Raw genomic sequence first — 20619 nt, 5'->3', positions numbered from 1 at the left:
CGCGAGGGCCGTACCGGGGACGCCGCGCCGGTCGCCGAGCCGCATCTGCGCCAGCGCCGCGCGGCCTCCGCCTTCGCCCTCTCGACGGTGCCGCTCGTGGCGCTCGTCGTCTACGGGCTCTACGGCTCCCCCAACCTCCCCTCGCAGACCGATGCCGACCGCAAGGCCGCGCAGCAAGGCGGCGAAGGCGTGATGAAGGCGATCGGGCAGGTCGAGGCCAAGCTCGCCAGCAACCCGAACGACGCCCGCGGCTGGTCCGTCATCGCCCCGGTCTACATGCGGCTCGGCCGCTTCGACGACGCTGCCCGCGCCTTCGAGCAGGTGGTGCGGATCCAGGGCGAGGATCCCGAACGGCTGGCCAATTGGGGTGAAGCGCTGGTCGCGGCCGGCGAGGGCGCCGTCTCGCCGCAGGCGCGAAAGCTGTTCGAGCGCGCGCTGGTGCTCGATCCGAAGACGGCGAAGCCTCAGTTCTACCTCGCCCGCGGCGACGAACTCGCAGGCGACAATGCCGGCTCCGCCAGGCGTCTCGAAGCCCTGGCCGCCCAGGGGCCAGAGGATGCGCCCTGGATGCGGATGGTGCGCGAGAACCTGGCGCGCCTGAAGGGCGAGACGCCGCCCGCGGCTCAGACGCCGAAGGCGGAGGCGGAGGCGGAGGCCAACGCCGCCTCCCCGAAATCCGACGAGGCCAAGTCAGCCGCGGGTCCCGCCGCCAACCTGCAGGCCCTGCCGCCGAACGAGCGCATGGCCGCGATCCGCGGCATGGTCGAGGGGCTCGATCGCCGACTGGCGTCGCAGGGCGGCAGCGTGGACGAATGGATGCGGCTCGTGCGCTCCTACGGGGCGCTGGGCGAACGCGACAAGGCGCGCGAGGCCTTTCAACGCGGCCGCACGGCGCTGGCCCAGGATCCGCAGGCCCTCGCCCGTCTCGACGCCGAGGCGAAGGAGCTCGACCTCGCCGATGCCGGCCGCCAGGGCGATGCCGGCTCGGGTGCTGCGACGCCGTCGCCGGAGGAGGCTCCGGCCCAAGCCATGATGCCGTCGGATGCACCGGCCGCGCCGGGCATGGAGACGGGCGGGTCGCCTGCTGCCGCCATCCAGGCCATGCCCCCGGCCGAGCGCGAGGCGGCGATCCGCGGCATGGTCGCCGGGCTCGACCGGCGCCTCGCCGCCAAGGGCGGCACCGCCGACGAGTGGATGCGGCTGGTACGCTCCTACGCCGCGCTCGGCGATCGCGAGGCCGCGGCCGGCGCCCTCGACCGGGCACGCATGGCAGTCGCGGCGGACGGAACCGCGATCCAGCGCCTCGATGCGCTCGGGCGCGATCTCGACCTGAAGCGCGCCACCGAGAAGCCGTGAGAGACAGTTGGCGTCGCCGTGTGGCGTCCCGACCCCTGACAATCGGTCCCGTTCGGCAGCCTTGACCCGACGCGCTGGGCGTCGGACACCGGAAGCAACAGTTTAGAACGACGTCAGGCTTGCTTGCGCGATGGCTTGCAGGCGCCGACGCACCGGGACGGAACCGTGACCCGCAAGAGCCGCCGCCTTACCCTGATCGCCTCCTGCGGGGCGGTGCTCGCCGTCGCCGTCGGCCTGATCCTGTGGCAGATGAGCGGCTCGATCGTGTTCTTCCGCTCGCCCGCGGAGGTCGCGGCCCGGGTCGTGGCGCCCGGCACACGCTTCCGGCTCGGCGGGCTCGTGCTCGACGGTTCCCTCAAGCGCGGCCCGGACCAGACCGTCGATTTCTCGGTGACGGACACCAAGGGCACGATCCCCGTGCAGTACAAGGGCCTCCTGCCCGACCTGTTCCGCGAGGGCCAGGGCGTGGTCGCGGAGGGGATGCTCGACACCGGCGGCACCTTCCGCGCCGACACCGTGCTCGCCAAGCACGATGAATCCTACATGCCCCGCGAGGTCGCCGACGCGCTCAAGGCGCAGGGGCGCTGGCAGGAGGGCAAGGACGGCAAGCCGGTGAAAGCCGAGAGCCCGGATACCTCGCTCGGCAAGCGTAGCGAGCGGTGATGTCGTCTGGCGCTCTCGCCTCCGTAGATTACCTCTCCCCCCTCTGTGGGGGAGGGTTTCGCGTGCTCTGCGCGATCCCCATCAAGGACGCCCATCGTGATCGTTGAGGTCGGCCACTTCGCCCTAGCCCTGGCGCTGGCGCTGTCCGTGATCCAGGCGGCGATGCCCGTCTGGGCGGCGCGCTCCGGCGACGAGACCCTGCGCGAAACCACCGTGCCGGCGGCGCTCGGGGTCTTCGCTTGCATCCTGTTCGCGTTCGGGGCGCTCACCTACGCCCACGTGATGTCCGACTTCTCGGTCAAGAACGTCGTCGAGAACTCGCACACGATGAAGCCGCTGATCTACAAGATCTCCGGCGTCTGGGGGAACCACGAGGGCTCGATGCTGCTCTGGGTCCTGATCCTGTCGCTGTTCGGCGCCATGGTCGCGGTGGCCAAGAACTCCGTGCCGCCGGTCCTGCGCACCAACACGCTCGCAGTGCAGGCACTGATCACATTCGTGTTCGTGCTGTTCATCATCACGACCTCGAACCCGTTCGATCGGGTCGCGCCGGCGCCGCTCGAGGGCAACGACCTCAATCCGCTGCTGCAGGATTTCGGGCTCGCGGTGCATCCGCCGCTGCTCTACCTCGGCTATGTCGGCTTCTCGATTACCTTCGCCTTCGCCGCCGCCGCGCTGATCGACGGCCGGATCGACGCCGTCTGGGCACGCGCCGTGCGGCCCTGGACGCTCACCGCCTGGGTCTTCCTGACGCTCGGCATCGCGATGGGCTCCTACTGGGCCTATTACGAGCTCGGCTGGGGCGGCTGGTGGTTCTGGGATCCTGTCGAGAACGCCTCGCTGATGCCCTGGATCGCCGGCACGGCGCTGCTGCACTCCACCGTCGTCATGGAGAAGCGCGACGCCCTCAAGGTCTGGACCGTGCTGCTCTCGGTCCTGACCTTCTCTCTGTCGCTGATGGGCACCTTCATCGTGCGCTCGGGGCTGCTGACCTCCGTCCACACCTTCGCCTCGGACCCGACCCGCGGCGTCTTCATCCTCGCCATCCTGGTGCTGTTCATCGGCGGTTCGCTCACGCTGTTCGCGTGGCGCGCCCCATCGCTCCGCCAGGGCGGCCTGTTCGCGCCGATCTCCCGCGAGGGCGCGCTGGTGATGAACAACCTTTTCCTGGTCGCCGCCTGCGCCACGGTACTCGTCGGCACCCTCTACCCGCTGCTGCTGGAGATGCTGACCGGCGAAAAGATCTCCGTCGGGCCGCCCTTCTTCAACTGGACCTTCGTCCCGCTGGCGATCCCGCTGCTGCTGATCGTGCCCTTCGGCCAGTCGCTCGCCTGGAAGCGCGGCGACGTCGCGGCGGCCGCGCAGCGCCTGTTCGCGGCCTTTGCCTTCGCCTTCGTCGTCGGCATCGGGACGGCCGCCTATACTTGGGGTGGCCCGGTGATGGCGCCCGTCGCCATCGGGCTCGGGGCCTACCTCATCATCGGCTCGGCCCTCGAAATCCTGTCGCGCGCCCGCGGCTACGGCAACAGCCGCTCGCGCGATCTCGGCACCATCGCGCGACGGGCCATCGGCCTGCCGCGCTCCGCCTGGGGCACGGCTTTGGCCCATGCCGGCGTCGGCGTCGTGGTGATCGGCATCGCGGCGCAGAGCTGGGCGCTCGAAGGACTCGGCACGCTGAAACCCGGCCAGAGCCTCGCGGTCGGCCCCTACGTCGCGACCCTCGACAAGGTCGGCCCGCAATCCGGCGAGAACTACGAGGAGACCGCAGCCTTCCTGACCGTGCGCACCGCCAAGGGCGACACCGTGGGCCCGGTCGAGACGGGAAAACGCTTCTACCCGTCGCGAAAGATGACGGTGACGGAATCGGGCCTGATGACCATCGGCGTCAGCCAGGTCTATGCCAGCCTCGGCGAGGTCCTGCCGGACGGCAGCATCGGCCTGCGCCTCTACTACAAGCCGCTGATCCTGCTGATCTGGCTCGGTGCCGTGGTGATGGCGCTGGGCGGCGCCCTCTCCCTCACCGACCGCCGCATGCGCGTCGGCGCCCCGGCCAAGGCCCGGGCCAAGCTGCCCCCGCATGCGGTGCCGGCGGAATGACTCTTTTCGGAGTTTTCCGCCGCGCAAACCCTCCGTCCCCTGCGGGGGAGGGCGGCCCGTGCGTCAGCAGGGGTGGGGTGAGGGGAGCGCCCTCTTCGGAAACGTCGCTCCCCTCTCCCGACCCGCTTCGCGGGCCACCCTCTCCCGCAGAGGGGAGAGGGTTCGTGCGCGCGATCGTCTTCGCATTGCTTCTAATCGTCTCGGCTGGGCCCACCCACGCCGTCCAGCCCGACGAAGTCCTGAAGGATCCCGTCCTCGAATCCCGCGCACGCCACATCTCGGAAGGCCTGCGCTGCCTCGTCTGCCAGAACCAGTCGATCGACGATTCCGACGCGCCGCTCGCCAAGGACCTGCGCGTGATCGTGCGCGAGCGCCTCACCGCCGGCGACAGCAACGGGCAGGTCGTCGATTACCTGGTGGCGCGCTACGGCGAGTTCGTGCTGCTGCGCCCGGTCTTCGGCTGGCACACGCTGCTGCTCTGGCTGACGCCGCTGCTGGCGGTGCTGCTCGGCGGCTTCGGCATCTGGCGGCTCTCGCGCCGGCGCGCGCCGAAGGCCGCCGGGCTGTCGCAGGCCGAGCAGGCCGAGGTCGAGGCGCTGCTCGAGCGGCGATAGCTTTCGCGCTCGGAAGGGCGAAGCCCTGCCGTCGCTCAGGCCGCAAACGCCGAAGCGCCTGCCCGAACGCAGACTGCCTCGACCCGATTGCGCCCGCTGCGCTTGGCCTCGTAGAGCGCCTCGTCCGCCGCCGCGATCAGATCGGCTGGGCCGATGCCCCATCGCCGCGTCGCTCCGTGTGCGGCTGTCACGCCGACGCTCGCACTGACCATCGCGCCGTCCGGCAGCCCGGGATGGGGCAGGGCCAACGCCGCGATCGCGCGATGCAGCGCCTCGCCCAAAACAATTACCGCCTCGGGCGTCGCCCCCGGCAGCAGGACGACGAACTCCTCCCCGCCATAGCGCGCCAGCAGCCCGCCCCGCGCCGCCACGGCGGAACGGAGAGCACCGGCCACCTCCCGCAGGCAGCGGTCGCCCTCGGCGTGGCCGGCCGCATCGTTGAACGCCTTGAAGTGGTCGACGTCGATCAGCGCGAGCCCGAGCCAGCCGCGATCCCCGGCGGCGGACTCCCAGGCCGATTCCAGGCGCTCGCCGAAGAGCCGGCGGTTCGCCACGCCCGTCAGCGGGTCGGTCTCGGAGAGCACGGTCAGGCGGGAATTGGCTTCGGCCAGCGCGTCCGCCTGCATCTGCTCGCGCAATCCGAGTAGAAAACTCTGCTTCGTCTCCCATTCGTGCGCATAGGCGAGCTTCAGCGGCACCAGGATCAGGCTGGCGACGAGAAGCGGAATGCCGACTCCCTCGGGCCCACCGAGTGCGAACCCGACGACCGAGGCCACGTAGAGGCCAAAGCAGGCGCCGCAATAGAGCATCGCGTGCCGGAACGAGAGCGGCGCGATCATGCCGACGACGAGGGGGATGATCGCGGCGAGGATCAGGTAGACCTCGGCGTGCGGCCCGGGCGCGATCCGCGCGCTGTTGAGCGTGATCGCCATGTCGACGAGGCTGGTGGTCATCACGGCGGCCGTCTGCCGCCAGGGCGGTGCGTCATGCCGTAGGGCGAGGATCGCAAGCAGTGCCAACGGCACGAACACGCACAACGTCAGCGTCGCCGGAACGGCCACCGCGTCGGCGCCGAACATGTCGTAGTCGACCTTCAGGGAGAGCACGTTGAAGACGACGAAGATCGATAGCCAGGAGCGAATACGCCGCGTGCCGCCCGGTACGCCCCGCGCCGCGTAGCGCGCTTCGAGAGGCTTCGGCAGGCGAAGACGATACCAGGGCCGTGCGAGCCCCTTCTCGATAGACGACAGCATCGTTGCGACGGCGGCTCCGGCTGAGCGGTGACAAGCCGAATTTACATGCGGCCGTTTTCGAAGAGGTAAAGACGGCTCGGCCGGATACCACCCCGGATGCCGACGATGAGGTTCATTGGACAATGTCCGATCGAGAACGTCGGCTAAGTATGATATATTTTTCAATCGACCGTCTATACATCAGATTTCGACCAATTAGATTCCAGACAAGCTAGTTATATGCAGTAAATATAATGATAAATATCGAAATTAACTGATCGTCTTAATTAATTTATATTATGTTTTTCTAATAGAATTTAATATTTTCATTTCTGCATTCCATAGCCCATGAACGCAGTGCCACTCCGAGACGCCCAGGTCTGGCCGCCGCCTCAGCCGGCGGAGGTCGGCTCGCAGTTCGGGCGACCGATGCATCGCCGGCGAGTCGATCCCGATCGCGGGCCGGCTCCATGCGCGGCACATTCGCGTTCGCGGCCGAGATCGCTTATAGAAACGCCGTTCCAAAGGCCCCAAGGTTATTCCAGCAATGGCGACGGCGTCGTTCGACAACGCCCGGCGCGAAGCGCCCGTTCTGTCTCCCATCGAGAAGACGCCCGACTTCCGGCCCGAGCCTGCGGCGCTCGGCGGCAAGACCTCGCTCGTCGGCCTGACCCGCACCGGCCTCAAGGACGCGCTGCTCGCCATCGGCGTGTCCGAGCGCGAGGCCCGGATGCGCGGCAGCCAGCTCTGGAACTGGATCTACCTGCGCGGCGCCACCGACTTCGCGGCGATGACCAATCTCGGCAAGAGCCTGAAGGCGGGGCTGGCCGAACGATTCACCCTCGACCGGCCCGAGGTCGTCAGCGAGCAGATCTCGCGCGATGGCACCCGCAAATGGCTGATCCGCATGGCGCCGACGAACGTGCAGGAGCACAATCGCGGCGCCGAGATCGAGTGCGTCTACATTCCCGGCCCCGACCGCGGCACGCTCTGCGTCTCATCCCAGGTCGGCTGCACGCTCACCTGCACCTTCTGTCACACCGGCACGCAGCGCCTCGTGCGCAACCTCTCGGCCGCGGAGATCGTCTCGCAGCTGATCCTCGCCCGCGATCGCCTCGGCGACTGGCCGGGCCTGGAGCCGGTGCGCAATGCCGGCAGTACCGGCGAGGCCGGCCGCCTCGTCACCAACGTCGTGTTCATGGGCATGGGCGAGCCGCTCTACAACGTCGACGCGGTGATCGACGCGGTACAGGTGATGACCGACCAGGAGGGCATCGGCCTGTCGCGCCGTCGCATCACCGTCTCGACCTCCGGCGTCGTGCCGCAGATGACGCGGCTGGGCGACGAGTCGCACGCGTCCCTCGCCATCTCGCTGCACGCGGTGCGCGACGAGCTGCGCAACGAACTCGTGCCGTTGAACCGCAAGTACCCGATCGCTCAGCTGCTTCAGGCCTGCCGCGACTATCCGGGCGTGAGCAACGCGCGGCGCATCACCTTCGAGTACGTGATGCTGAAGGGTGTGAACGACAGCGACGACGACGCCTACGAGCTGGTCGAGCTGCTTCGCGACATTCCGGCCAAGATCAACCTGATCCCGTTCAATCCCTGGCCCGGCAGCGTCTATGCCTGCTCGGACTGGAGCCGGATCGAGCGCTTCTCGCAGATCGTGTTCGACGCCGGCTACGCCTCCCCGGTGCGCACCCCGCGGGGCCGCGACATCCTTGCCGCCTGCGGCCAGCTCAAGAGCGAGACGGAGAAGTTGCGCGCCCGCGCCCGCATGATGCTGGAAGACGGCATGGGCGCCGAAGCCGTCTACGCGGGCGCCGACGCGGACGATTGATGCGGCTCATCGGCCGCCTTCTCCTCGGCTCACTCGGACTCGTGCTGGCGATCCCCTGCGGGGCGATCGTCCTCGGCGTGGGCGTGCTGATCGACCCGGCCTCGCGCCATGCCGTCGCCCGTCTCGGGCTCGAAGGGCTGATCGATCTCGCCTCGGGCCTCTCGCCGGACGTGATGCTGATGGCGTTTGCGGCACTCTCGCAAACCCTTCTCGTGCTGCTGGCGCTGCCGCCATCGCTCGTCGCGCTGATCGGAGAAGCGATCGGTCTGCGGGCTGCCGCCTGGTATGGCGGCGCGAGCGGCGCGCTCACGGCGCTTCTGCCCTGGCTGACCCGCAGCGGATCTCCGCGTGCAGGCGGACAAGCGGCCCTCGCAGTCGAGGGTCGAGCCGTTGCACTCTATTTCTTAACGGGAGCGGCGTCGGGACTCGTCTATTGGCTCGTTGCCGGCCTAAGCGCGGGACGATCCGAAGACGGGCGATCGACAGAGGTCCGATGACCGCCTCGGCCATCACGACTGTGCCGTCGTTTTATTCCACCACATCGAGATATTATTTAATCTTCACCGTGTCGTTTGCGTGACACCTTGGACTTGAAACAAGTCTGCCGCGTTTCATGCCGTGCATGCATTCAAAATTCCGGCACTATGGCCACTCAGCCGCGCCTCGGGATCGATGAGGCGCCGTTTCCAAGACCGGGAGTGGTGCAGGATGAAGGCTCGGTTTCGCAGGACCCTCGCGGCGTTGGGTGCGCTCGCTCTGAGCTTCGCAGGCACGACGGCGCACGCCGCCTCCGCCGCGCAGCCGGGACAGACCATCGGCCTGCCGACGGGCGCTCAGCTGCCGATCGGCCTGATCCTGCTCGACACGTCGAGCTTCGGCATCCGCAGCACTTCCCCCGTTCAGTCCGAGAGCAACATCAACCTGCCGGGCGTCGTCTGGGTCCCGGGCGTCCACATCTTCGGCGGCCGTCTGCACCTGATCTACATCCAGCCCGTCGTCGCGGCCCGCTCTGCCGCTGCCGGCGGACGCTACCAGAGCGGCATCGGCGTGCCGCTGGTCGCGGCCCAGCTCGCCTGGAAACTGTCGAACGGCTTCAACGTCAGCTACCTGCTCGGCGGCTACCTGCCGATCGATACGCAGTTCCTGATCAACCAGGGCTCGATCCAGCAGCGCTTCGCCGCGACCTACAATGCCGACGGCTACAACATCACCGGCAATCTGCTCTACGGCACCTACATCGACCCAACGAACAAGCAGGGCGCCTTCTACCCGGACTTCCTCAACCTCGACATCACGGCGACGAAGAAGTTCGGCAAGTGGGAGATCGGCCCGGTCGCCTTCGGCTCGACCGACCTGCCGACGAACCGGCTGAACTACCGCCACCAGGGCCAGGTCGCGGTGGGCGGCCTCGTCGGCTACAACTTCGGCGACTTCTTCATCCAGGGCTACGTCACCCGCGACGTCATCGAACGGAACTACGGCGGCTACGACACGCGCGGCTGGCTGCGCAGCGTCTTCTTCCTCTACAAGCAGGCCGAGCCCGGCGCCCCGATGGGCGGTCTTCTCGCCCGCAACCAGCCGTAGAACACCCGGAAGCCGGGCCAAGACTTCCATCGCTCCGGACGGCAAAGCGGCGGGCTGTGTTCAGCCCGCCGCTTTCGTTTGCGCCGACACCGAGATGCCGCGACGGTTGCCGCCCGAACGATCGGATCTCGCACCCGATCCACAGAACCAACCGGCGTTTCGTGACCGAGGAGGAGCCGTGGACACGCGCCTCCGCGATTCCGTGCGCTATGTCGTCCCCATGCCGATCGTGATCCGCCGCCTCGCCGCTTCTCTCGCCTGCCTGCTTTTGGCCGTCGATCCGGCCTTCGCCCAGGCCGATCCGACGCCCGGCAATCTCGGCACCGCGCCGATCCAGGCGGAGGATGCCCGCGTCCTGCCGGTCCTGGCCAGCCATGGCATGGTGTCGTCGCAGGAGGCGCATGCCACGCGGATTGGCGTCGACATCCTCAAGCGCGGCGGCAACGCGGTCGATGCGGCGGTGGCGGTGGGCTTCGCGCTGGCCGTGACCCTGCCGCGGGCGGGCAATCTCGGCGGCGGCGGCTTCATGCTGGTGCATCTGGCCGAGCGCAACGAGACGGTCGCGATCGACTTTCGCGAGACCGCGCCGGCGGCGGCCACCGAGGGCATGTTCCTGAAGGCCGACGGGCAGCCCGACAAGGCCGCCTCGACCCGTACCGGCAAGGCGGTGGGCGTGCCGGGCACCGTGCGCGGCTTCGCCGAGGCGCACAGCCGCTACGGCTCCGGCAAGTTCAGCCTCGCCGACCTGATCGCGCCGGCGGAAAAACTGGCGCGCGAGGGCATCCCCGTCGAATCCGGCCTCGCCGATTCCCTGCCCCGCGCCTCGGGCCTGCTCGGGCAATGGCCGTCGAGCCGCGCGATCTTCTTCGAGGGAGATCAGGTCCTGAAGCGCGGGGCCAACCTCGTGCAGGGTGATCTGGCGGGAACGCTCCGCGCCATTTCGGAGCACGGTGCCGACGCCTTCTACACCGGCGGCATCGCGGAGAAGATCGCGGCGGCCGTTCAAGGCGCAGGCGGGATCATGACGACGGCGGATCTCGCCGCCTACCGGCCGGAACTGCGACGGCCCGTGCGCGGGACCTATCGCGGATACGACATCGTCTCGATGCCGCCGCCGAGTTCCGGCGGCGTCCACCTCATCGAGATCCTCAATATCCTGGAGGGCTACGACCTCGCCGGGATGGGCGCCGGCAGCGCGGGGGCGATCCATACGCTCGCGGAGGCGATGAAGCCGGCCTATGCCGACCGCGCCTCCTGGCTCGGAGACCCGGCACGCACCAGAGTTCCGGTCGCCGGGCTGATCGCAAAATCCTATGCCGAAACGCTGCGCCGGCAGCTCGACCCGAGCCGTGCCAGGCCCGCGGCCGAGGTGAGGGCCGGCAACCCGCTGCCCTTCGAGCCCGACCAGACCACGCATTTCTCGGTTGTCGACGCCGCCGGCAACGCCGTCGCGAACACCTACACGCTGAACTTCTCCTACGGGATCGGCCTCGTCGCCGAGGGCACCGGCGTGCTGCTCAACAACGAGATGGACGATTTTTCGGCCAAGACCGGCGCATTGAACGCCTATGGGCTCGTCGGCGGCGAAGCGAATGCCGTGGCGCCGGGGGCGCGCCCGCTTTCCTCGATGACGCCGACCCTGGTGTTTCGCGGCGGCCGGCTGTTTCTGGTGACGGGAAGTCCCGGCGGCAGCCGCATCATCACCACAGTACTGCAGGTGATCGTCAACGTGCTCGACTTCCGCATGAATCTGGCCGAGGCCGTCGCCGCCCCGCGCGTCCACCACCAGTGGCAGCCGGACGTGCTGATGGTCGAGCAGGGCGTCTCGCCCGACACCGTCGGGCTGCTGAAGCAGCAGGGGTACGCGGTGAAGGTCGGCGCGCCGTCCGGCTCGGCGAATTCCGTGATGTTCGACGAAGGCCTGCTCGCCGGAGCCTCGGACCAGCGCCAGCGGGGGACGCTGGCCGAAGGATACTGAGCTACGCCGCCAGCGCCCGTTTCACCGTCGAGCGCAGGTCCGCCAGCGAGAACGGCTTGGTCAACACGTCGAGCACGATCGCATCGAGGCCGCGGGCGCGCTCGCGCTGGTCGGCGAAGCCCGTCATCAGCAGGATGGTCAGGTCCGGGTAGTCGCGCTTGGCCGCGAGCGCCAGCGCGATGCCGTCCATCAGCGGCATGCGGATGTCGGTGAGCATCAGGTCGAAATCGCCGGAGGCCTCCGACAGGCGATCGAGCCCGTCGCTGCCGTCGATCGCGGTGACCACGGCATGGCCGTCGAGCTCGAGCCCGCGCTTGAGGAAACCGCGGATGGTGTCCTCGTCATCGACGAGGAGAATGCGCGCCATGTGATCGTGATCAAGTCGTGAGGGAGATACCGGCCGGTATCGCGGGAATCAGGCGCGGACGCGGCGGCCCTGTCAAGTGTCTGCAGCCGATGAGAATTACGGCGTGGGACAGAGCGTCGCGATCCGCCGCGGCGGCAACGCCCGGAAACCGCGGCCGTTCCGGTCGACCGCCGGGCTCAGGCCCCGCCGAAAAGGTCCGGATCGGTACTGTCGTAATCGACGAGTCCGACGAAGGGCAGCTGGCGAAAGGCGTGTGCCGCATCCATGCCGTAGCCGACCACGAAGACGTCGGGGCAGGTGAACCCGACGAAATCCGCATCGATCGTCACCGCGCGCTTGCCGGGCTTTTCGAGCAGGACCGCGGTCAGCACCCGCTTGGCGCCCCGCGCCATCAGCAGGTCCTTGGCGAAGACGACGGTGCGGCCGGATTCCAGGATGTCGTCCACGAGCAGAACGTCGCGCCCCCTGACTTCGCTCTGCACATCGCGAAGGATCTCGACTTGGCCGGAGGAGACCGTGGCGGTGCGGTAGCTCGACAGGTGCACGAACTCGACCTGGGGCGACAATCCGACCCGGTGCAGCGCCCGCAGCAGGTCGGCGGCGAACATGAAGCTGCCCTTGAGCACCGCCACCACGAGCAGGTTCTCGGGCTTGGCCGCGAGGATCGAGGCCGCGAGTTCCTCGTTGCGCCGCGCGATCGCGGCTTCGTCGAACAGGACGCGAACGCGTCGGGAAGCAGAGGTCATGCACGCCTCGTTGTCATGACCGCCTCAATAGCACGCGCACTCGCCTGTGCCAGAGGGTTCAGTGACGACCGTGCTGCGTATCGGCGGCAGGAGGATGCGCGTCGGGCTCCGCGTGGCCTGCAGGAGGCTTGGGATCCGATGCCGCAATGTCCGTGAAGCGCACCAGGACCTGACTGCCCTGGGGCGGCGGCGCCGAGAGGCTTGCACGGAACCGGGCCGTCTCGCCGGGTTCCAGCGCAACCCGCGAGGGCGGCACCGTCCAGCGGTAGAGCGACTGGCCGTGGGCGTCGCGCAGTTCGACCTCCAGCGGCGCGACCGCCACACGGTCGCGCGCGACGCCGACGAGGTCGCCCTCGACGACGAGCTGCGCCGGGTTCGTGCCCTCGGCCGGATTACGGAATGCGACGATGTCACGGAAATCGACACCGCGCAGGTTCACCGGAAGCCCGACGGCCGAGAACAGGCCGGCGCTCTGCGGCATCGCCCGGACCACCGTGGCCCGGCCGAGCAGGGCCAGAGGCAGGATCGCGAACACGGCGAGCCCGGCGGCGATGGCCGGCGACGGACGCGGGAGGGCAAATCGTTGGGGGGAAGGCTTGGCCTTCGCCTTGCGGGGCGGCGGCACGGGCTGGTCGATGACGGGTGCGGGAGCGTCGACGGTCTCGCGCGGCTCGTCGAGTCCGGCGGATTCCCAGCCATCGATCGCGTCGGCATCGCCATCCGCCTGCCCGCTTTCCGGCGCGACGAACCAGGTCTCGCTGCAGGCGGCGCAACGCACGGAGCGACCCTCGGCCCCGACGAGGACACCCTCGATCTCGTACTCGCTGGCGCAGGCCGGGCAGGCGATCAGCATGGCAAATCGGTTCGGCCCTTCCGGCGGCGGGTTGCCGCGCGCGGAAAAAGGACCGAAACGGTTGTGGCTCGAACAGGGTTAACCGGCCGTGAAACGGAGACGAATCCGGCTTGGCCGATCCGATCTCTGCGAACGATCCACGCGATGGAGCGGACCTTGGCAGGCGGGGTGCAAGGTACAGTGACCGTGGCTGGGACGAAGACGGGAAGCCTGCTGTCCGGCGCCGAGGGGCCGGCGGTCCGCTTCGAGAGCGTCGGCATGCGCTACGGCCTTGGGGCCGAGGTGCTGTCCGATGTCAGCTTCGAGATCGCGCCGCGCTCGTTCCAGTTCCTCACCGGCCCCTCGGGCGCCGGCAAGACCACGCTGCTGCGCCTGATCCTGCTTTCGGTGCGGCCGACGCGGGGCCTCGTCTCGGTGTTCGGCGAGGAGGTCAGCGGCATCTCCAGCGATGCGCTCACGGGTCTGCGCCGCCGCATGGGCGTGGTCTTTCAGGACTTTCGCCTGCTCGACCACCTCACCACCTACGAAAACGTGGCGCTGCCGCTGCGCGTCCAGGGCCGCTCCGAGACCAACTACCGAGCCGAGGTCGTGGAACTGCTGCGCTGGGTGGGGCTCGGCGAGCGCATGCACGTGCTGCCGCCGCTGCTGTCCGGCGGCGAGAAGCAGCGTGCTGCGATCGCCCGCGCCCTGATCGCCCGGCCGGACCTGCTGCTCGCCGACGAGCCCACCGGCAACGTCGACCCGACCCTGGCGCGACGGCTGCTCCGGCTGTTCATGGAGTTGAACAAGCTCGGGACCTCGGTGCTGATCGCCACCCACGATTTCGGGCTGATGGACCTGATCGACGCGCGCCGCCTGGTTCTGGGCAACGGCCGGCTTCGGATCGAAGAGTGATGGCCGACACCCGAGCGCCGTCGCGCCCCGCCACCGCTCCGCCGCCCCCGGAGGATGCGGAACCGCCGCTGCCGCCGACCCTGCGCCGCAACGCGCCGCTGGTGCCGACGGATTCCGCCGCGAGCCGGGCGCTCGCCGCCGTGATCGCGATTCTCACCTTCCTTGCCGCGCTCTGCGCAGGCGCCGCCGAGATCGTCGCGTCGAGCGCCGGCCAATGGCAGGGTGCGGTGGCCCAGGAGGTCACCGTGCAGGTCCGCCCTGGCCCCGGCCGCAACATCGATGCGGACGTGTCGCGCGCCGAAGGGATTGCCAAGGCCGCGCCGGGGATCGCGGAGGCGCGGGTCTTCACCAAGGCGGAATCCGAGCGCCTGCTCGAGCCCTGGCTCGGCAGCGGCCTCGACCTCTCGGACCTGCCGGTGCCGCGGCTCATCACCTTGAAGCTCGCCTCGGACGCGACGCCCGACCTGAAGGCACTGCGCGCGAACCTGACCGAGGCGTTGCCCGGCGTGGCGAGCCTGGACGACCATGCGCTCTGGCTGCAGCGGCTCTCCACCATGGCCAACACCTTCGTCGGCATCGGCGTCGGCATCGTCGCCCTGGTGCTCGCCGCCACCGGCCTCGCCGTGGTCTTCGCCACCCGCGGCGCCATGGCCGGCAACAAGGAGGTGGTCGAGGTGCTCCACTTCGTCGGCGCCAACGACGACTACATCGCCCGCGCCTTCCAGAGCCGCTTCTTCCGCCTGGGCCTGCGCGGCGGCGCCATCGGCGCAGGCGCAGCGCTGCTCGCCTTCGCACTGGCGGGTGTGCTGGCGCGGGTCTCGCGCTCGGGGCCGGCCGGCGACGAGATCGAGGCCCTGTTCGGCACCTTCCAGGTCAGTTGGCGCGGCTATGTCATCATCGTCGTCATCGGCGTGATCGCCTCGCTCGTCACGGGCGTCGTCTCGCGCATCACCGTGCGCCGCTTCCTCGACTGACGCGACGGCTCGAATCCGGTTTCGCGAGTCCGCACCGGCACTTGCGAATTCGCGCGCCGATCGCGTTAACCATTCGTAAACCCGTGGGGGAGGAAAATCCCGCCTCTCCAGAGCCGCAATCGCGGCTACGTTCGGGAGGATGACCCTGCGCACGATCCCCAGGACGCGCCACATCAGCATCGGCAGCCCGATGGCAGCCTTGGAGGCCGTAGGTTGGGCATGGCAGAATGCCATCGTTCACGATCGCACCCTTCCGGCGCATGACAGCAACCGAGACATGCAGGCTCCCAGCGTTCGTCAACGCCCGTCCCGCCTGCGCTTCGCCGTGCGGGGCCTCGTAGGCGCTGCCGCACTCGGCGCGTTGGTGCTGCTCGGCGGATTCCTGGCCTTCGTGTCGACGATCGAACGGATGGAGCGGCGGCCGAGCGGCCGAGCCGACGGCATCGTCGCCCTGACCGGCGGCGCGCAACGCGTCGGCGACGCGATCGAATTGCTGGCGGGCGGCTACGGGCGGCGCCTGCTCATCTCCGGCGTCAACGAGCGGACCAGCCGCGAGGAAATCGTCCGGCTGAACCCGAGTCAGGGCCGCTGGATCGATTGCTGCGTCGACCTCGACTACCGGGCGCGCAACACCATCGGCAACGCCATCGAGACGCGGCGGTGGATGCGCCGCAACCACTTCGAGACGATCGCGGTGGTGACCTCGAACTACCACATGCCACGCACGCTGGTGGAGATCGAGCACGCGCTGGCCGAGGGCGAGTCGGTCGTGGCCTATCCGGTCGTCACCGACGGGTTCGAGATCGGCCGCTGGTGGCAGGACCCCGCCGTCGCCCGACTCGTCGGAGCCGAATACGTCAAGTTCCTCGCCGCATGGTTGCGCACCCGCATCGAGTGCGACCCGGAACGATCCCATTTCGCGGTGCTGATCGGGCGCGGCAAGCCCTCGAAGGCGCCGGTCCGGATGGTGGCCGAGCCCCACCTGCACGCGGCGAACTGATTTTTTGATTCTCGACGGCAGCAGTCCGGTGTGAAGGCTGCCCCTCGCTTCTGCGAGCCGCGGCCCGTTTCAGAAACCCTTGCAGCGGCTGCGCACGAGGCCGCCGAACTCGGTCTCCGAACCCTGGACCTGGGCAAGCTTCTCCTTGCGTTCTGGTCCCGACAGGCAACGGCCATAGACGCCGGAGATGCGCCGCATCGTGTCGACGTGCCGCCGCCAGACGCGGCATTGGCTGGCCTGATCGTCCCCGGCGCCTTCGAGCTGATCGAGCGCCTGGCGCTGCATGGAATTCGCGATGAGCACGTCGCGGGCGCACAACGCGTCGCCCTGTGCCCAAGCCTCGGATGCCGTGCCTGCGGCCAGCGCAATCACCGCAAAACCTGCGGCGCGGTATCTGATTCGTCCTACCAAGAATGCCCCCACCCCGTCGCTCACGCCGCCTGCGAGGCGGACCGGTTGGTCAGCAGCGCATAGAGTGCGTTGCCGTCGCGGGCGTTGCGGATCCGATCGAGGATTCCCGGCTCGCGCAGGATGCGCGCCACCTGGGCGAGCGCCTTCAGATGGTCCGCGCCGGCATTCTCCGGTGCGAGCAGGAGAAACACGACATCGACGCCCTGACCGTCGAGCGCCTCGAATTCCGTAGGCTTGTCCAGCCGAGCCACCATGCCGAACAACCGGTCGAGATGGGCGAGCTTGCCATGCGGGATCGCCACGCCGTCGCCGATCCCGGTCGAACCGAGCCGCTCGCGCTGAAGCAACGTCTCGAAGATCTCGCGCTCGTCGAGACCCGGCAGCTGACGGGCGGCCTGCGCGGCGAGTTCCTGAAGGATCTGCTTCTTGGCCCGTGCCTTCAGACTCGGGATCACCGAATCCGGGCTCAGGAATTCCAGAACTGCCATGAAGGACCGTTGTCCCATCGACGAAACCCGAGAACCGGAACCCCGATCTCGGGCGGCGAGGCCGGCACCGAATGTGCCGGACCCCGATCTTCAACCGGCCGCCTCACGGCGGCGTTCCTTGGCGAGCGCGGAGACGTCGCTCCGATCAGGCCCGGTCCGGGGGATCGACCCAGCCGATCGCGCCGTCGCCTCGCCGGTATACGACGTTGATGCGGCCGGTGCCAGCGTGAACGAAGACGACGACGGGCGCGCCGGTCAGGTCGAGGGCGGTCACGGCCTCGCTGACGGACTGGCGCCGCAGCGTCTTCGTGCTCTCGGCGACGACGGGCGGATGCGCCTCCTCCTCCGAGGGGAGCTCGTCCTGGTCCTCGTCCGGCGGCGCGGCGATGACGGCGTAGGCCGCCTCGATATCGGCCGGGCTGCGGCCGCCGTTGTGGTTCGCCGCACCGTGGTCCTTGAGGCGGTGCTTGTAGCGACGCAGGCGCTTCTCGAGCTTGTCGGCGGTCTGCTCGAAGCTCGCGTAGGGATCGTGGGCGCCGCCGGAAGCTTCCAGCGTCAGTCCGGAAACGAGATGCAGGACGCAGTCGGTGCGATAGCCGGTGCCGTCGCGTCGCAGCGTGACGTGGCCGGTGCAGGAACCACTCATGTGGCTGTCGAGGTACTTCGAGAGCGTGGCGGCCATTCGGTCGTCGACCCGGCCACGCAACGCCTCGCCGAGGTCGACGCCGTGACCCGTAACCCGCAGACCCGCCATGAACGTCTCCGATCGACCTGAAGACGATCAGAGTTAGGAAGCGGGGGAGCGCGAGTCAACGCGATGGGAAGCCGGCGTAGAAGGCCGGCGCGCCGGCTCCCTCAATGTGCCGGATGCGCGGCGACTTGCGCGGAGCGCTCGCGGCGGCGCTCGATCGACGACGGAATCCGCAACGATTCGCGGTACTTCGCCACCGTGCGCCGGGCGATCTCGATGCCCTCGCCGTGCAGGCGCTGAACCAGGGCGTCGTCGGAGAGCACGTCGGCGGCCTCGGCGTCGACGAGCTGCTTGATGCGGTGGCGGACGGCCTCGGAGGAATGCGAGGCGGCGCCGGCCGCACCGGGGATCGCGGCGGTGAAGAAGTACTTCATCTCCAGCGTGCCGCGGCTGGTGCCGATCGACTTGTTCGAGGTCACCCGCGAGACCGTCGACTCGTGCATGCCGATCGCCTCGGCCACCGTCTTGAGGTTGAGCGGGCGCAGATGCGCGACGCCATGCACGAAGAACGCGTCCTGCTGGCGCACGATCTCGGTGGCGACCTTGAGGATGGTGCGCGCCCGCTGCTCCAGCGAGCGGGTCAGCCAGTTCGCGGTCTGCAGGCATTCCGACAGGAAAGACTTGTCGGTGTCGGCGACCGCCCCCCTCGAGACGCGGGCATAATAGGTCTGGTTGACCAACACGCGCGGCAGGGTCTCCGAGTTCAGCTCGATCAGCCAGGACCCGTCCGGTGCGGCGCGCACGAACACGTCCGGGATCAGCACCTCGACGGCATGGGCACCGAAGGCGCGGCCGGGCTTCGGATCGAGCCGGCGGATCTCCGAGAGCATCTCGACGAGATCCTCGTCGTCGACGCCGCAGAGCCGGCGCAGCGCCGGAAAATCGCGCTTGGCCACGAGGTCGAGGCGCGAGACCAGGGCCTGCATCGCCGGATCGAACCGGTTCTGCTCGCGCAGCTGGATCGCGAGGCATTCGGCGAGATCGCGGGCGGCGACGCCCGGCGGATCGAAGGTCTGGACGAGCTTGAGCACCCGCGCCACGCGGTCGAGGCTCGCCCCGAGGCGCTCGGCGACGAGGTCGAGCGACTCGCGAAAGTAGCCAGCCTCGTCGACGGCATCGATCAGGAAGCCGCCGATCAGCCGGTCCTGCGGGTCGCGGGTGGCGAGGTCGAGCTGGGAGACGAGGTGCTCCCGCAGACTGATCTCGGCGGTGAGGCTCGCCTCGAAATCGGGAAGCTCGCCGTCGAAGCTGCCGCCGGTGCTGCCATAGGGCGCGGGCGTCAGCGAGAGCGAGTCGCCGGCACCCGTCTCGCGCGGCATCGGATTCTCGTCGGCGAAGACGTTGTCGAGGCGCGTGTCGAGGACGCCCTCGATCTCGCTGCAGCTCTGGTTCAGATCGTTGGCCAGCCACGATTCGGTCTCGCCCGGCTCCGTCGGCTCGCGATCGTAGGCGACATCCGCCTCGGCCACGGGCTCCGGCTGGTCGTGCGCCGAGGCCGGCTCGCCTTCGATGCGCTCCAGCAGCGGATTGCGCTCCAGTTCGGCATCGACATAGGCTGCGAGATCGAGTTGCGAGAGCTGAAGCAGCTTGATCGCCTGCAGGAGCTGCGGCGTCATCACCAGGGCCTGACCCTGACGCATCTCAAGCCGTTGCAGCAGACTCATCGCGAGGCCCGATTCTCCGTTGCGGAACGAACGAGATCCGGCGGCGAGCGAGCCGGATCAGCTGTCGGCACAATTCTTGCTTCTTCTAACTCTTTCAGGCTTAGACCCAACGGCACCGCACGTCAAAGCGTGATTGGGCCGTGGGACCGTTAATGCCGCGCATGGCGGCAGCACAGCCACAGGGACATCGTTGGCGCGACATGCGTCTGCAGCCGAGAACTTCGCTGCAATCCCTCAAGAAAGACTTTTTTGGCCGCAGCCGGCTCGCCGGGAAGTCCGGGATTCTCGCCTGCGTGGTTGAGTAAGCCTTATGGTGCCGAGATCTAAAGGCGAAAATCTTCGCCGAGATACAACCGGCGCGCATCCGGGTTCGCCACGATCTGCTCGGGCGTGCCCTCAGTGAGGATCCGGCCGGAATGAGCGATGTAGGCGCGGTCGATCAGGCCGAGGGTTTCGCGGACGTTGTGGTCGGTGATGAGCACGCCGATGCCGCGGCGCTTCAGATGCCCGACGAGGTCCTGGATGTCGCCCACCGCGATCGGGTCGATGCCGGCGAAGGGCTCGTCGAGCAGGATGAAGGTCGGCGAGGAGGCGAGCGCGCGGGCGATCTCGCAGCGCCGCCGCTCGCCGCCGGACAGCGCGATCGAGGGCGATTTGCGCAAACGCGCGATGTCGAACTCTTCCAGCAGCGAATCGAGCTTGCGGGCGCGTTCCTTGCGGTTCGGCTCGGCGACTTCGAGCACGGCGCGGATGTTGTCCTCCACCGTCAGCCCACGGAAGATCGAGGCCTCCTGCGGCAGGTAGCCGATGCCGAGGCGCGCGCGCTGGTACATCGGCAGGTGGGTGATCTCCATGCCGTCGAGGCTGATCGTGCCGCGATCGGCCGGCACCAGTCCGGTGATCATGTAGAAGATCGTGGTCTTGCCGGCACCGTTCGGCCCGAGCAGGCCGACGGCTTCGCCGTTGCGCACCGTCAGCCCGGCCTCGTGGACCACGGTGCGGGCGCCGTAACTCTTGCGGAGGCCGCGCACGTGCAGAATACCGGGACCGCCGCCGGCTTCGCCGACCGGCTCGGCCTCAGCGGCGGCTTCGGGTGCCGGCTTCGGC

The 20619-nt window shown here is 68.7% G+C and carries 19 protein-coding genes and 1 pseudogene; 11 read left to right on the top strand and 9 right to left on the bottom strand.

Annotation, left to right across the window (positions count from 1 at the left end; all coding sequences use genetic code 11):
• The 4 genes and pseudogenes from FV217_RS18085 to FV217_RS18070 form a co-directional block, all read left to right on the top strand.
• On the top strand, window positions 1-1356 hold a 1356-nt coding region (locus FV217_RS18085; RefSeq protein ID WP_147818563.1), incomplete at its 5' end, for a tetratricopeptide repeat protein.
• Window positions 1357-1521: 165 nt separating this feature from the next.
• Window positions 1522-1962, top strand: a pseudogene (gene ccmE / locus FV217_RS18080) (cytochrome c maturation protein CcmE); the annotation flags it as partial.
• 153 nt (window positions 1963-2115) lie between these two features.
• On the top strand, window positions 2116-4116 hold the full coding sequence (locus tag FV217_RS18075; protein ID WP_147818561.1) for a heme lyase CcmF/NrfE family subunit: 2001 nt from the start codon (window positions 2116-2118) through the stop codon (window positions 4114-4116).
• A gap of 164 nt (window positions 4117-4280) precedes the next feature.
• Complete coding sequence (locus tag FV217_RS18070) at window positions 4281-4730, top strand: cytochrome c-type biogenesis protein (protein ID WP_238232340.1); 450 nt, start codon at window positions 4281-4283, stop codon at window positions 4728-4730.
• Between the two features lie 35 nt (window positions 4731-4765).
• Here FV217_RS18070 and FV217_RS18065 read toward each other — a convergent pair whose 3' ends face one another.
• Entirely contained in the window at window positions 4766-5983 is a 1218-nt protein-coding gene (locus tag FV217_RS18065) for a diguanylate cyclase (RefSeq protein WP_147818559.1), read from the bottom strand.
• 526 nt (window positions 5984-6509) lie between these two features.
• Here FV217_RS18065 and rlmN point away from each other — a divergent pair.
• The 4 genes from rlmN (at window position 6510) to ggt (ending at window position 11364) form a co-directional block, all read left to right on the top strand.
• Entirely contained in the window at window positions 6510-7802 is a 1293-nt protein-coding gene (gene rlmN / locus FV217_RS18060; protein WP_147818558.1) for a 23S rRNA (adenine(2503)-C(2))-methyltransferase RlmN, read from the top strand.
• Window positions 7802-8299 (top strand): hypothetical protein, encoded by a 498-nt coding sequence (locus tag FV217_RS18055; protein WP_147818557.1) that lies wholly within the window; start codon window positions 7802-7804, stop codon window positions 8297-8299. Before rlmN ends, FV217_RS18055 begins: the two co-directional genes overlap by 1 nt.
• A 211-nt stretch (window positions 8300-8510) precedes the next feature.
• On the top strand, window positions 8511-9386 hold the full coding sequence (locus FV217_RS18050; protein ID WP_147818556.1) for a transporter: 876 nt from the start codon (window positions 8511-8513) through the stop codon (window positions 9384-9386).
• Window positions 9387-9606: 220 nt separating this feature from the next.
• Window positions 9607-11364 (top strand): gamma-glutamyltransferase, encoded by a 1758-nt coding sequence (ggt, locus tag FV217_RS18045; RefSeq protein WP_147818565.1) that lies wholly within the window; start codon window positions 9607-9609, stop codon window positions 11362-11364.
• A gap of 1 nt (window position 11365) precedes the next feature.
• On the opposite strand, the gene FV217_RS18040 is transcribed toward ggt, so the two are convergent.
• The 3 genes from FV217_RS18040 to FV217_RS18030 all read right to left on the bottom strand — a co-directional run bounded on the left by FV217_RS18040 (window position 11366) and on the right by FV217_RS18030 (window position 13330).
• Window positions 11366-11731, bottom strand: coding sequence for a response regulator (locus tag FV217_RS18040; protein WP_147076965.1), 366 nt, complete (start codon window positions 11729-11731; stop codon window positions 11366-11368).
• A 176-nt stretch (window positions 11732-11907) separates the two neighbouring features.
• The gene (gene hpt / locus FV217_RS18035) at window positions 11908-12477 is read right to left on the bottom strand and encodes a hypoxanthine phosphoribosyltransferase (RefSeq protein WP_147076963.1); all 570 of its coding nucleotides are present in this window, start codon (window positions 12475-12477) and stop codon (window positions 11908-11910) included.
• A 58-nt stretch (window positions 12478-12535) separates the two neighbouring features.
• Window positions 12536-13330 (bottom strand): zinc-ribbon domain-containing protein, encoded by a 795-nt coding sequence (locus FV217_RS18030; RefSeq protein ID WP_147818555.1) that lies wholly within the window; start codon window positions 13328-13330, stop codon window positions 12536-12538.
• 186 nt (window positions 13331-13516) lie between these two features.
• On the opposite strand from FV217_RS18030, the gene ftsE reads away from it, so the two are divergent.
• From ftsE to FV217_RS18015, 3 genes are all read left to right on the top strand, one after another.
• Complete coding sequence (gene ftsE, locus FV217_RS18025; protein ID WP_281407175.1) at window positions 13517-14224, top strand: cell division ATP-binding protein FtsE; 708 nt, start codon at window positions 13517-13519, stop codon at window positions 14222-14224.
• Complete coding sequence (locus FV217_RS18020; RefSeq protein WP_147818553.1) at window positions 14224-15198, top strand: ABC transporter permease; 975 nt, start codon at window positions 14224-14226, stop codon at window positions 15196-15198. Before ftsE ends, FV217_RS18020 begins: the two co-directional genes overlap by 1 nt.
• Window positions 15199-15475: 277 nt before the next feature.
• The gene (locus tag FV217_RS18015; protein ID WP_147818552.1) at window positions 15476-16198 is read left to right on the top strand and encodes a YdcF family protein; all 723 of its coding nucleotides are present in this window, start codon (window positions 15476-15478) and stop codon (window positions 16196-16198) included.
• Window positions 16199-16267: 69 nt separating this feature from the next.
• On the opposite strand, the gene FV217_RS18010 is transcribed toward FV217_RS18015, so the two are convergent.
• The 5 genes from FV217_RS18010 to lptB all read right to left on the bottom strand — a co-directional run.
• Window positions 16268-16570, bottom strand: coding sequence for a hypothetical protein (locus tag FV217_RS18010; RefSeq protein ID WP_238232337.1), 303 nt, complete (start codon window positions 16568-16570; stop codon window positions 16268-16270).
• A 59-nt stretch (window positions 16571-16629) separates the two neighbouring features.
• Window positions 16630-17097, bottom strand: a complete 468-nt coding sequence (gene ptsN, locus FV217_RS18005; protein ID WP_147818551.1) for a PTS IIA-like nitrogen regulatory protein PtsN — start codon at window positions 17095-17097, stop codon at window positions 16630-16632.
• A 145-nt stretch (window positions 17098-17242) separates the two neighbouring features.
• Window positions 17243-17851 carry a ribosome-associated translation inhibitor RaiA gene (gene raiA, locus FV217_RS18000; protein WP_147818550.1) on the bottom strand — a complete coding sequence of 203 codons (609 nt, stop codon included), beginning with the start codon at window positions 17849-17851 and terminating at the stop codon, window positions 17243-17245.
• Between the two features lie 101 nt (window positions 17852-17952).
• The gene (rpoN, locus tag FV217_RS17995; protein WP_147818549.1) at window positions 17953-19512 is read right to left on the bottom strand and encodes an RNA polymerase factor sigma-54; all 1560 of its coding nucleotides are present in this window, start codon (window positions 19510-19512) and stop codon (window positions 17953-17955) included.
• A gap of 323 nt (window positions 19513-19835) precedes the next feature.
• Window positions 19836-20619, bottom strand: a 784-nt coding sequence (gene lptB, locus FV217_RS17990) for an LPS export ABC transporter ATP-binding protein (RefSeq protein ID WP_147818548.1), incomplete at its 5' end; no start/stop codon positions are given.

Origin of the sequence: Methylobacterium sp. WL9, from assembly GCF_008040035.1 — a bacterium.
Taxonomy (GTDB): domain Bacteria; phylum Pseudomonadota; class Alphaproteobacteria; order Rhizobiales; family Beijerinckiaceae; genus Methylobacterium; species Methylobacterium thuringiense.
This window is presented reverse-complemented; position numbering and strand designations above follow the sequence as displayed.